The sequence below is a fragment of the Seohaeicola zhoushanensis genome (genome assembly GCF_014656415.1).
In the GTDB taxonomy this organism is placed as follows: domain Bacteria; phylum Pseudomonadota; class Alphaproteobacteria; order Rhodobacterales; family Rhodobacteraceae; genus Seohaeicola_A; species Seohaeicola_A zhoushanensis.
Genome location: NZ_BNCJ01000009.1, coordinates 41607 through 53952 on the forward strand (window position 1 = coordinate 41607; position 12346 = coordinate 53952).

Annotated in this window: 12 protein-coding genes; 9 read left to right on the plus strand and 3 right to left on the minus strand. The window is 68.1% G+C overall.

Going from position 1 to position 12346, the window contains the following annotated elements; genetic code table 11:
* Positions 1-91: 91 nt before the first annotated feature.
* Positions 92-1306, minus strand: a complete 1215-nt coding sequence (locus IE266_RS15295) for an adenylate/guanylate cyclase domain-containing protein (protein ID WP_229864156.1) — start codon at positions 1304-1306, stop codon at positions 92-94.
* A 144-nt stretch (positions 1307-1450) separates the two neighbouring features.
* On the opposite strand from IE266_RS15295, the gene IE266_RS15300 reads away from it, so the two are divergent.
* Positions 1451-2962, plus strand: a complete 1512-nt coding sequence (locus IE266_RS15300) for a YifB family Mg chelatase-like AAA ATPase (RefSeq protein WP_189680978.1) — start codon at positions 1451-1453, stop codon at positions 2960-2962.
* Positions 2963-3143: 181 nt separating this feature from the next.
* On the opposite strand, the gene IE266_RS15305 is transcribed toward IE266_RS15300, so the two are convergent.
* Entirely contained in the window at positions 3144-4328 is a 1185-nt protein-coding gene (locus IE266_RS15305) for a LysR family transcriptional regulator (protein WP_189680979.1), read from the minus strand.
* 121 nt (positions 4329-4449) lie between these two features.
* On the opposite strand from IE266_RS15305, the gene IE266_RS15310 reads away from it, so the two are divergent.
* The 4 genes from IE266_RS15310 to IE266_RS15325 are packed head-to-tail and all read left to right on the plus strand — an operon-like array spanning position 4450 to position 7937.
* Positions 4450-5181, plus strand: coding sequence for a PIG-L deacetylase family protein (locus tag IE266_RS15310; protein ID WP_189680980.1), 732 nt, complete (start codon positions 4450-4452; stop codon positions 5179-5181).
* Between the two features lie 14 nt (positions 5182-5195).
* Complete coding sequence (locus IE266_RS15315; RefSeq protein WP_189680981.1) at positions 5196-6164, plus strand: VOC family protein; 969 nt, start codon at positions 5196-5198, stop codon at positions 6162-6164.
* Positions 6165-6200: 36 nt separating this feature from the next.
* Positions 6201-6872 carry a 4-carboxy-4-hydroxy-2-oxoadipate aldolase/oxaloacetate decarboxylase gene (locus IE266_RS15320; protein WP_189680982.1) on the plus strand — a complete coding sequence of 224 codons (672 nt, stop codon included), beginning with the start codon at positions 6201-6203 and terminating at the stop codon, positions 6870-6872.
* 12 nt (positions 6873-6884) lie between these two features.
* On the plus strand, positions 6885-7937 hold the full coding sequence (locus IE266_RS15325) for a 4-oxalomesaconate tautomerase (RefSeq protein WP_189680983.1): 1053 nt from the start codon (positions 6885-6887) through the stop codon (positions 7935-7937).
* Here IE266_RS15325 and IE266_RS15330 read toward each other — a convergent pair.
* Positions 7934-8530: a LuxR C-terminal-related transcriptional regulator gene (locus IE266_RS15330; RefSeq protein WP_229864158.1), complete on the minus strand. Its 597-nt coding sequence runs from the start codon at positions 8528-8530 to the stop codon at positions 7934-7936. The genes IE266_RS15325 and IE266_RS15330 overlap by 4 nt on opposite strands.
* Before the next feature lie 93 nt (positions 8531-8623).
* Here IE266_RS15330 and IE266_RS15335 point away from each other — a divergent pair, with 93 nt between their 5' ends.
* Genes IE266_RS15335 through IE266_RS15350 form a run of 4 tightly spaced genes read left to right on the plus strand, consistent with a single transcriptional unit; the run spans position 8624 to position 12344 of the window.
* Complete coding sequence (locus tag IE266_RS15335) at positions 8624-9829, plus strand: substrate-binding domain-containing protein (RefSeq protein WP_189680984.1); 1206 nt, start codon at positions 8624-8626, stop codon at positions 9827-9829.
* A gap of 51 nt (positions 9830-9880) precedes the next feature.
* Positions 9881-10645, plus strand: a complete 765-nt coding sequence (locus IE266_RS15340; RefSeq protein ID WP_189680985.1) for an ABC transporter ATP-binding protein — start codon at positions 9881-9883, stop codon at positions 10643-10645.
* A complete protein-coding gene (locus IE266_RS15345) occupies positions 10642-11364 on the plus strand; it encodes an ABC transporter ATP-binding protein (RefSeq protein ID WP_189680986.1) in 723 nt (240 codons plus the stop codon). The genes IE266_RS15340 and IE266_RS15345 overlap by 4 nt, the downstream gene beginning before the upstream one ends.
* Entirely contained in the window at positions 11361-12344 is a 984-nt protein-coding gene (locus tag IE266_RS15350) for a branched-chain amino acid ABC transporter permease (RefSeq protein WP_189680987.1), read from the plus strand. The genes IE266_RS15345 and IE266_RS15350 overlap by 4 nt, the downstream gene beginning before the upstream one ends.
* Positions 12345-12346: the final 2 nt, after the last annotated feature.

Genomic DNA, 12346 nt, shown 5'->3' on the forward strand with positions numbered 1-12346 from the left:
TTGAGAAGAGAAGAAGCCAGCAGGCGCGCGCCCTGTGCTTCTCTTCTTTCCAAATACTCTCTCCGTCCTCTGCCAACCGCGCGCCGCCGGGTCAGCGCGTCACCTCAAAGGCCTCGACCTCGCCCTTGCCGCGTATCGTCACCGCGCCGAGCGGCCGGCAGTCGAACTCCCGCCCCAGTGCCGCGCGCGTCTGCGCGGTGATCCAGACCGCGCCGGGCGCGCCGATCTCCTCCATCCGCGCCGCGACATTTACCGTGTCGCCCCAGAGATCGTAGGCGAACTTGCGGCGGCCGATGACGCCGGCCACCACCGGCCCGGAGTTAATCCCGACGCGGACGGCCAGCGGCGTTCCAGTGGCGCGGGTGAACTCCTCGACCGCCCCCAGCATGTCGAGCGCCAGTGCCACCGCGGCGCGTGCATGGTCGGCGCGCGCCTCGGGCAGGCCGGTGGCTGCCATGTAGGCGTCGCCGATGGTCTTGATCTTCTCGCAGCCGTGCCGCTCGGCCAGCGTGTCGAAGCGGCGGAACAGTCCGTCAAGCATCGCCACCAGCCCGGCGGGCGGCAGGGTGGCCGAGGTGCGGGTGAAGCCGACGATATCGGCGAAGAGGACCGAGACCTCGGCATGTTCCTCGGCGATCACCTCGGGGCTGTCCTTCAGCCGCGCGGCGACCGGGTCGGGCAGGATATTGCGCAGCAATCCCTCGGCGCGGTCGAATTCGCGGGTCAGACCCGCTTCGGCAGTCCGGATCGCGTAGTCGAGCAGGGCCATCATCATGCCCACGAAAACGATGGCCGCGCCGAAGTTCTGGATGAAGAAGAACAGGTTCCACCCTGTCGAGAGCGGCTGCCAGGGTTCTGAAGCCACGGCGAAGGCACCGAATGCCGTCATCAGGACCGCCGCCGTCATCGAGATCGCGATGCGGGTCGCACGTGTCCAGTAGGCGAAGAGCGGCGGCAGGATCACGGTGAACAGCATGTATGAGAGGAAGAAGGGCTGCAGGCCCATGTAGAGCGTCGCCAGCAGGGCGTGAATCGTGGTCTCGATCATCGCGGCGAGGACGAGCGCCAGTTTCATCGAGCGCAGGGTCACGGCGGCCCAGACCGCATAGGCCCAGATCGGCAGGATCGCCAGGTTGTACCAGCCTAGAACCGTCTGCCCGATATGGAAGAACAGGCCCGCGTAGAGTGCGTGGACCGCCAGGCCCATCGGCAGGCCGAAACGGGCGATGGGATACATGCGCCGCTCGGCCAGGCTCGCGCCCGGCGGGGCGCGGGTGAACCAGTCGAGGAGCTTGGAGCCGATCATCGCGCGACCGCAGGTTGGGGCTGGTGCAGGCTGGCACGGCGCGGGGCTTGTTTCAACACGCATGGAACGTGGGGCAGCGCGGTTAACGATTCCTAAAGGACTCCGCTGCTAGTCATGGCGCGTTAACCGCAGGTGGGAGCCAGCATGGTCGCACGCGCCTATACCGTTGCTTTCCAGGGCGTCCAGGCGCGGCTGGTCGAGGTGCAATGCGCCGTCGCGCCTGGGATGCCGACCTTCAACGTGGTGGGTCTGCCCGACAAGGCGGTCTCCGAGGCGCGCGACCGGGTGCGCAGCGCGCTGAGCGCGCTGGCCATCGCATTGCCGTCGAAGCGGATCACGGTGAACCTCTCGCCGGCGGATCTGCCGAAGGAGGGCAGCCATTTCGACCTGCCCATCGCGCTGGCGCTGCTCGCCGCGCTCGAGATCGTGCCGCCGGATGCGGCGGAGGGAACGGTGGCGCTGGGAGAGTTGTCGCTCGATGCTACGCTGGTGCCGGTGCTGGGGGCGCTGCCGGCGGCGCTCTGCGCGGCGGAGGAGGAGCGGATCCTGCTCTGCCCGCGCGCCTCGGGGGCCGAGGCGGCCTGGGTCGGGGGCACGCAGGTGATCGCGGTGGGGTCGCTGGGCGACGTTGTGCGCCATTTCACCGGGCAGGCGGTGATCGCGCCGGCGGAGCCGGGCGAGGTGGTGACCGGCTATAACGGCCCGGACCTGCGCGACGTCAAGGGGCAGGAGCGGGCCAAGCGGGCGATCGAGATCGCGGCGGCCGGGCGGCATCACTTGATGATGATCGGCACGCCGGGGTCGGGCAAGTCGATGCTGGCAGCGCGGATCCCCGGCATCCTGCCGCCGCTGACCGCGGCCGAGGCGCTGGAGACCTCGATGATCCAATCGCTCTGCGGGCTGCTGGACGAGGGCGGGATCAACCGGACCCGGCCGTTCCGCGAGCCGCATCACACCGCCTCGATGGCGGCGATCGTCGGTGGCGGGCGCGGGGCGCGGCCGGGGGAGATCAGCCTGGCCCACAACGGGGTGCTGTTCATGGACGAGTTCCCGGAGTTTCCGCGCGCTGTGCTCGAAACCCTGCGGCAGCCGATCGAGACCGGCGAGGTGGTGGTGGCGCGGGCGAATGCGCATGTGAGATACCCCTGCCGGTTCTTGCTGGTGGCGGCGGCGAACCACTGCAAGTGCGGCTACCTCAGCGATCCGGCACGGGCCTGTGCGCGGGTGCCGGCCTGCGGGGAGGATTACCTCGGGCGGATCTCGGGGCCGCTGATGGACCGCTTCGACCTGCGGATCGAGGTGCCGCCGGTTGCCTTCACAGACCTGGACCTGCCGGCCTCGGGGGATACCTCGGCCGAAGTGGCGGCGCGGGTGGCCGCGGCGCGGGAGGTGCAGGCGCGGCGGTTCGCGGGCCATGCCGGGGCGTTTCAGAATGCCGATGCCGAGGGGGCGCTGCTGGAGGAGGTGGCGGCGCCGGACGGGGAGGGGCGGGCGTTGCTCACCAAGGTGGCCGAACGTTTCGGCCTCTCGGCGCGGGGCTATCACCGGGTCCTGCGGGTGGCGCGGACGATTGCCGACCTGGCAGGGGGCGAGGCGGTGCGGCGGGACCATGTGGCCGAGGCGGTGAGTTTCCGGGTCTCGCAGGTGGCCGTCTAGGGCGATTTTGCGGTGTCCCAGCTAGGACGGGGGGTCAACATGCTGATATTGTTACAAAAAGTCGAAGAGTGATTTTTTGGCGGCTGCCAGGGAATAAGGTGAATGGCATCGGGGCCGGGGACGACTTGCGCATTTCGGCGCCCGGTCCAATGGAATCCTGCGAAGGTTAGCCCAATGCAGGCTATAGCGGTGTGAGTTCGACCGCGGCTGCGCGGATCATGTCGAGCAGCAGGCGCTGGGCGGTGGTGGGGATCCAGCCGGTCCGATAGCTGAGGCCGATGGCGCGGGCGGGCCACTCGAAGGGGATTTCGAGGCGGGCCAGCAGGCCCTTGTCGATCTCGGCGGCGGCCTGGCGTTCCGAGATGCAGCCGAGCAGGTCGCCGCGCGAGAGCAATTCGCGCATAAGCAGGATGGAGCCGCATTCGAGCACGCTCTCGGGGTGGGGTAGGCCGTGGGAGGTGAAGAGTGCGTCGAACTGGTCGCGCGAGGGGGTGCCGTGGCGGGGCACGGTCCAGGGCTGGCGGGCCATGGATTCGAGCGAGATCGTCGGGGCGGAGAGCAGCGGATGGCCGGGGCGGGCGAGGATGGTGAGGCGGTCGCGGAACAGCGGTTCCTGTTCGACGTCCTCGGCCGGCAGCGGGTCGCGCAGGGCGCCGAGGATGACGTCGATATCGCCGCGCCTTAAGCCGGACAGCATTTCGGTATAGGGGCCGTCGAGGATAGTGACGGGCTGGCGCGGGCGGGCGGCGCGGAAGCGGGCCAGCGCCTCGGGCAGCACGACCGAGCGCGACAGCGGCAGGGCGCCGACGACGATGCGGCCCACTTCGCGGCCGTCGAAGGCGGCAAGCTCGGCCTCGGCCTGTTCGACCTCGGAGAAGGCGAGCCGGGCGGCCTGGACCAGCGCGCGGCAGGCGCGGGTGGCGGCTAGGCCGAAGGAGACCCGGTCGAACAGCGGGCGGGCGGCGTCCTTTTCCAGCCGGGTGACGGCGCGGTGCACGGTGGGCTGGGCGATGCCGAGGGTGCGGGCGGCGAGCGAGAAGGTCTGCGCCTCGGAGACGGCGATCATCGCCTGGAGCTGCGCCGCCGAGGCGGTGAGGGTGAGGCGGGGGGCGATTTCGGCCAGGGCGGCGTCGAGCCGGTCTATCGCGCGGCGGATGCGGGTTTCAAAGACCTCGCCGCGGGGGGTGAGGAAGAAGCCCTGCCGGGTGCGGTCGAAGAGCGCGCCGCCGGCCTCGCGTTCCAGCTTGCCGAGAGCCTGGGTCACGGCGGGCTGGGTGACGTGGCAGCGGTCGGCCGCGAGCGTGGGCGACTTGAGGTCGGCCACCGCGAGGAAGACGCGGAAATGGCGCAGGTTGCGTGAGAGCATGGGGGGCCTCCGGGCCCACGCCTATAGCAATTTCTTATTCCGGGAAACCACTTCCGAATTCGCCGAACCGGCGGCAATATGGGATCTGAATGCGAAACAGACTCTGCCGGAGCGCCAGACCATGTCCTCGCAAAAGACCGCCCTGATCCTCTCTGCCCATGCCGCCGATTTCGTCTGGCGCTGTGGCGGCGCCATCGCCCTGCATGCCGAGCTGGGCTATCAGGTCACCGTCGCCTGCATGTCCTTCGGCGAGCGCGGCGAGAGCGCCAAGCTTTGGAAGGAGGGCAAGGCGCTGGAGGAGGTGAAGGCGATCCGCCGGGCCGAGGCCGAGGCCGCCGCCGAGGCGCTGGGGGTGCACGAGCTGGTCTGCTTCGACCTGGGCGACTACCCGCTGCAGCTGGAGCGGGAGGACAAGATGAAGCTGGTGGACGTGATCCGCAAGGTGCAGCCCAACTTCATGATGAGCCATTCGAGATACGACCCCTACAACACCGACCACATGTATATGACCGAGGTGGCGCTGGAGTGCCGGATGATCGCGCAGGCCTGGGGGCACAATCCGGGCGAGAAGGTGCTGGGCGCGCCGCAGCTTTATCTGTTCGAGCCGCATCAGACCGAGCAGATGGGCTGGAAGCCCGATACCTTCCTCGACATCACGCCGGTCTGGGACAGGAAGCGGGCGGCGATGGAGCACATGAACGGCCAGGTGCACCTGTGGGATTACTACACCCGCGTGGCGCAGCAGCGGGCCAACCATTTCAAGCGCAATTCGGGCGGCATGTCGGGCGGGCGCGACTGCAAGTATGCCGAGGGCTTCCAGTCGGTCTTCCCGCGCACGGTTGACGAACTCTGAGGGAGGAGGACGTGATGGCACAGATCCCCACCATGCCGCAGCCCGACCTGGCCCACCTGGGACATGTCGAGGTGCTGACCGACAAGTTTGAGGACAGCCTCGATTTCTTCACCAGGGTCTTCGGGCTGAAGCTTTCGGCGCGGGAGGGCGACAGCGCCTATCTGCGCGCCTGGGAGGACTACGAGTTCTGTTCGTTGAAGCTGACGAAATCGGAGCAGACCGGCATTGGCCATATCGGTTATCGCGTTGCCTCGCCCGAGGCGCTGGCGCGTCGGGTGGCGGCCATCGAAGCCAGCGACTACGTCAAGCACGGCTGGGTGGAGGGCGACCTGTCGCATGGCCGGGCCTATCGCTTCGAGGATCCCTTCGGCCATGTCTTCGAGCTGTATTGGGACACGGTGAAATACAAGGCCCCGCCCGAGGATGCCTCGGCGCTGAAGAACCTGGCTTCGCGCTATCATGCGCAGGGCATCAGCCCGCGCCGGATCGATCACGTGAACCTGCTGGGCGAGGATGTCCGCGCCTTCAAAGACTGGGTGGATACCTGCCTGGGCAGCCGGGTGACCGAATACATCCAGCTCGACAACGGGCGCATGGGGGGCTGCTGGTTCTCGTGCAACAACAAGACCTATGACCTGGTGTGTTCGGAGGAGCGTGGCGGCGGCAAGGGGCGTCTGCACCATGTCACCTTTGCCACCGACACCCGCGAGGATATCCTGCGCGCCGCCGACATCTACCTGGAGAACGGCGTGCATATCGAGACCGGGCCACACAAGCACGCGATCCAGGGGTCGTTCTTCCTCTATGCCTGGGAGCCCGCGGGCAACCGCATCGAGCTGGCGAACGCCGGCGCGCGACTGCTTCTCGATCCATCTTGGGAGCCGGTCGTCTGGACCGAGGCCGACCGCAAGAAGGGGCAGGCCTGGGGGCTGAAGACCATCGAGACCTTCCACACCCACGGCACGCCGCCGGTCAAGCGGTAGGGCTACGGTCCGGGTGGAGCGAAAGAGGAGAGGCGCATGAGCGTGGTGATACAGAAGATCGAGCGGGCCGAGGCCGCGGTGATCGACGGGCTGGCCGAGGCGGGTGTCGCCACGGTGCACGAGGCGCAGGGGCGCAGGGGGATGCTCGCGCCCTACATGCGGCCGATCTGGGCCGGGGCGCGCATCGCCGGGTCGGCGGTGACGATCTCGGCCCCGCCGGGCGACAACTGGATGCTGCATGTGGCAATCGAGCAGCTGCAGGCCGGGGACATCCTGGTGCTGGCGCCGACCTCGCCCTGTTCGGACGGCTATTTCGGCGACCTGCTGGCGACCTCGGCCATGGCGCGGGGCTGCCGGGGGCTGGTGATCGACGCGGGCGTGCGCGATGTGCGCGAGCTGACAGAGATGGGCTTCCCGGTCTGGTCCAAGTGCATCAGCGCGCAGGGCACGGTGAAGGAGACGCTGGGCGACGTGAACGTGCCGGTGGTCTGCGCCGGGGAGCTGGTCGAGGCGGGGGATGTGATCGTCGCCGATGACGACGGGGTCTGCGTGGTGCGCCGCGCCGAGGCGGCGGCGGTGCTGGAGAAGGCCCGCGCGCGGATGGCGGCGGAAGAGGGTAAGCGCAGGCGGCTGGCGGCGGGCGAGCTGGGGCTCGACATTTATGCGATGCGGGCGCGGCTGGCCGAGAAGGGCCTGAAATACCTCTGAGGAGAGCGCGGCATGGACGGGATCCGGTGCTTGTGGATGCGGGGGGGCACCTCGAAGGGGGCCTATTTCCTTGCCGGTGACCTGCCCGCCGAGGCGGCGGCGCGCGACGATCTGCTGCTGCGGGTGATGGGCAGCCCCGACCCGCGTCAGATCGACGGGATCGGCGGGGCGGACCCGCTGACCTCGAAGGTGGCGGTGCTGGCGCCGCCGACGCGGGCGGATGCGGATGTGGATTACCTGTTCCTGCAGGTCTTCGTCGACCAGGCGCTGGTGTCGGACGCGCAGGGCTGCGGCAATATCCTGGCCGGGGTCGGGCCGGCGGCGATCGAGCGGGGGCTGGTGGCGGCGGCGGGCGAGGAGACCCCGGTGCGCATCCACATGGTCAATACCGGCGAGGTGGCGACGGCGCTGGTGGCGACGCCGGGCGGGCGGGTTAGCTATGCCGGCGCGGCGCGGATCGACGGGGTGCCGGGGAGCCATGCGCCTGTGCCGCTGATGTTCGAGAATGTCGCCGGGTCGATGTGCGGGTCGCTCTTGCCGACGGGGCGGGCGGTGGATGTGATCGAGGGCGTCGAGTGCACGCTGATCGACAACGGGATGCCCTGCGTGGTGATGCGGGCCGCCGACCTGGGCGTGACCGGGACCGAGGGGCGCGAGGCGCTGGACGATGACGCGGTACTGAAGGCGCGGCTGGAGGCGATCCGGCTGGTGGCGGGGCCGCTGATGAACCTGGGCGACGTGCGCGAGAAATCGGTGCCTAAGATGACCCTTGTCTCGGCGCCGCAGGCGGGGGGCGTGGTCAATACGCGCTCGTTCATTCCGCATCGCTGCCATGCGACCATCGGGGTCTTTGCGGCGGTGAGCGTGGCGACGGCCTGCACGCTGGAGGGCACGCCTGCGGCCCTGGTGGCGGTGCTGCCGGAGGGTGATACCTTCGTGATCGAGCATCCGACCGGGGCGGCGGAGGTGGTGCTGGAGCGGGACGTTGCGGGCAAGGTGCTGCGGGCGGGGACGCTGCGGACGGCGCGCAAGCTGTTCGATGGGTTGGTCTTCCCGCGCGACTAGGTGCTGACGATGCGGCGGGTGGGCACGCCGAGGAAGGCGTTGACCAGCGCGGTGGTGTTGGAGACGCCGTATTTCTTCTGCAGGCGGGCGCGGTGCACCTCGACCGTGCGCGGGCTGATCTTGAGCGCGCGGGCGATTTCCTTGGTGGTCAGCCCTTCGGCCAGCAGGTTGGCCACCTCGCGTTCGCGCGGGGTGATCGGCTGGTAGACGCGGTAGCTGGAGAGGTCGGCGAGGCTCCAGACCGCGCGGCGCAGGGGCTCTTCGGGGGTGAAGGTGAAGCCGCGCACGCGGACCCAGAACAGCGAGCCATCCTTGCGGCGCATCACCCGTTCGTCCCAGTAGCCGGTGTTCTGGATCAGCTCGGTATGGTCGAGCCGGCCAATCGACTGGAAGATCTCCTCGGAGGGGTAGAGCCGGTTGAAGAGCTTGTTGTCGAGTTCGCCGTGGTCATAGCCGAACATGCGCTCGAACTCGAGGTTGCAGCGGCGGATGACACGGGTTTCGGTGACGACGAGCCCGGTCGGGGCATGGTCGAACGCGAGGCTGTCGAGGTCTCCGGAGGCGAATGCCTCGTCTATACGTGTTTTGCCCAACTTGAGACCAAGTCCCCGATCTGCCAGCCTTAACTCACGTTACATGAGCCCCGCCGCGGTTGAAAGCCGGTGCGGGACAAGGGAGGGAATTCGATGAAACCGATTGCACGTGGCATTGCCGCGCTCACATTCGTCATGGGCCTGGCCGCCCCGGCGGTGGCGCAGGAGGATCCGATCAAGATCGCGCTGGTGCATGGCACCTCGGGCTCTTCGTTCGCTGTCTATTCGCAGCAGAGCGAAACCGGGTTCCAGCTGGGGCTGGAATACGCGACCAAGGGCACGATGAAGGTGAAGGGTCACCCGATCGAGCTGATCTTCAAAGATACCCAGTTCAAGCCGGACGTCGCCCGCGCGGTGCTGGCCGAAGCCTATGGAGACGATGGCGCGCTGATCGCGGTTGGCGGCACCTCGTCGGGGGTGACGCTGGGCCTGCTGCCGATTGCCGAGGAATACGAGCGCATCCTGATGGTCGAGCCGGCGGTGGCCGACAGCCTGACCGGCAAGGACAGCAACCGCTACGTGTTCAAGACCTCGCGCAATTCGTCGATGGACTCGCAGGCCCAGGCGCTGGCGCTGTCGCCGGACGAGAACCTCTATGTCGCCACGCTGGCGCAGGACTATGCCTTTGGCCGCGACGGGATCGCCGCGTTCAAGACCGCGCTGGAAGCCAAGGGCGCGAAGGTCGTGACCGAGGAATACGTGCCGCAGGACGCGACCGACTTTACCGCCGCGACCGAGCGGATGTTCAACGCGCTGAAGGACAAGCCGGGCCGCAAGGTCATCTACATCTATTTCGCCGGTGGCGGCGACCCGATGGGCAAGGTGCTGGCGATGGAGCCCGCGCGTTTCGGCATCGAACTGTCGACGGGCGGGAACATCCTGCCGGCGCTGGCGACCTACAAGCGGGTGCCCGGCATGGAGGGCGCGATTTATTACTACTACGAGGGTTATGACAACGCAGTGAACGCCTGGCTGGTCGAAGAGCACATGAAGCGCTTCAGCAGCCCGCCGGATTTCTTCACCGCCGGCGGCATGGCGGCGGCGCTGGCCATCGTCAAGGCGCTGGAGGAGTCGCCCTCGCTGGAGACCGACGATCTCATCAAGACGATGGAGGGCATGACCTGGGACACCCCCAAGGGCGAGATGACCTTCCGCCCCGAGGATCACCAGGCGCTGCAGTCGATGATTCACTTCAAGATCAAGGTCGATGACGCCGTCGAATGGGCGATCCCCGAGAAGGTGCGCATCATCGAGGCCAGCGAGATGGACATTCCCGTCGGCCGCAACAACCAGAACTAACCCAGGGGCCGGGTCCGGGCCATGCGCCCGGACCCGTGCAGGGCCATTTCCATGTCACAACCGTCCCTCTCGACCAGCGGGCTGACCATCCGTTTCGGTGGCCATACCGCCGTCAACGACGTCACCGTCGATTTCCGCCCCGGCGAGCTCACCGTCATCGTCGGGCCGAACGGCGCGGGCAAGACGACCTTCTTCAACATGATCTCGGGCCAGTTGCTGCCGACCGCCGGGACGGTGCTGAAGGATGGCATCGACATCACCCGGATGGCGCCTTCGGCGCGCGCCAAGCACGGGATCGGCCGGGCGTTCCAGCTGACCAACCTGTTCCCGCGCCTGAGCGTGCTGGAGAACATCCGGCTGGCGGTGCAGGCGCAGAGCGGCGACGGCTGGCGCTTCTTCACGCGGGTGGGGCGGCTGACCGAGCTGACAGCACGGGCCGAGCGCTACCTGGAGGCGACCAGGCTGGAGGCGGTGGCGCATCGCGAGGCGGCGCTGCTGCCGCATGGCGACCAGCGCAAGCTGGAGGTGGCGCTGCTGATGGCGATGGAGCCCGATATCTACATGTTCGACGAGCCGACCGCCGGCATGAGCCTCGACCATGCGCCGGACGTGCTGGAGCTGATCGCCGGGATCAAGGCCGACCGCTCGAAGACCGTGCTGCTGGTCGAGCACAAGATGGACGTGGTGCGCGCGCTGGCGGACCGGATCATCGTGCTGCACAACGGCGAGCTGTTGGCCGACGGGCCGCCGGCCGAGGTGATGGCGAGCCAGATCGTGCGCGATGTCTACCTTGGGCACGCGGGGGCGGCGGCATGAGCCTTCTTTCCATCAAGGACATGTCGGTCGACATCGGCCAGTATTCGATCCTGCACGGCGTCAGCTTCGAGGTGCAGGAAGGCGGCGTCTTCGTGCTGCTGGGGCGCAATGGCGCGGGCAAGACCACCACGCTGCGCGCGGTCATGGGGCTGTGGAAGCCCAGCCCCGGCTCGGTCCGGTTTCGCGGCGAGGATATCTCGGGGCTGCATACCTCGGATATCGCCCGCAGAGGCATCGCCTTCGTGCCCGAGAACATGGGCATCTTCGGCGGGCTGACCGTGGCCGAGAACATGGTGCTGGCGACCGCCAGCGGCAAGTTCGACGCGAGCAGGCTGGAGCGGGTCTATACGCTGTTCCCGGCGCTGAAGAAATTCTGGGACAAGCCGGCGGGCGCGCTGTCGGGCGGGCAGAAGCAGATGCTCTCGGTGGCCCGCGCGATCATCGAGCCGCGCGCGCTGATCCTGATCGACGAGCCGACCAAGGGGCTGGCCCCCGCCATCGTCGACGCGATGGGCGAGGCCTTCCGCGAGATCTCGGCCAGCACGACGATCCTGCTGGTGGAGCAGAACTATGCCTTTGCCCGCTCGCTGGGCCGCGACGTGGCGGTGATCGACGACGGGCGCATCGTGCATACCGGTACCATGGCCGCCTTCGACGCGGACAAGGATCTACAGGACCGGCTGCTGAGCCTGTCGGCCTTTCAGGAGGACCACGAATGAGCGCAGTAGTCGCGAGGGCCGGGGGCGTGTTCTGGCTGCCGGTTGTGCTGGCGGTGATCGCCTTCGTGCTGATCGGCGTGCCGTCGAGCTGGCTGACGCTGACGGTGGCCGGGCTGTCGATGGGGCTGATGATCTTCCTCATGGCCTCGGGGCTGAGCCTGGTCTTCGGGCTGATGGATGTGCTGAACTTCGGCCATTCGGCCTTTGTCAGCTTCGGTGCCTTCGTCTCGGCTTCGACGCTTGCGGCGCTGAGCGGCTGGCTGACCTCGGGGAGCCTGACGCTGGAGGTGCTGGCGCTGGCGCTGGCGCTGGGTGCGGCGGTGGCCTTCGGGCTGGGCGCGGGCTGGGCCTTCGAGCGGGTCATCGTCAAGCCGGTCTACGCCGACCACCTGCGGCAGATCCTGATCACCATGGGCGCGCTGATCGTGGCAGACGAGGTGATCCTTGCCACCTGGGGCGGGGTGCCCTTGGCGGTGCCGCGGCCGAGCTTCCTGGAGGGGGCGGTGATCATCGGGGACAGTTCCATCGAGGTCTACCGGCTGTTCGCGGTGGCGGTGGGCGTGGTGGTCTACCTTGGCCTCTACCTGATGCTGAACCGGACCCGCATGGGCCTGTTGATCCGCGCCGGGGTGGAGAACCGCGAGATGGTCGAGGCGCTGGGCTTCCGGGTCGACCGGCTGTTCGTGCTGGTGTTCATGCTGGGATCGGCGCTGGCGGGGCTCGGGGGGGCGATGTGGGCGGGATATCAGACCCTGATCACGCCGGACCTAGGTGCGGAGATCCTGGTGATCGTCTTCATCGTCGTCATCATCGGCGGGTTGGGGTCGATCCAGGGGACGCTTCTGGGCGCGATCATCGTCGGGCTGATGCAGAACTATGTCGGGTTCCTGGCGCCCAAGCTGTCGCTGGCGTCGAACATGATCCTGATGATGGCGATCCTGCTGTGGCGGCCCAACGGGCTGGCCCCGGCGGCGAAGTGAGG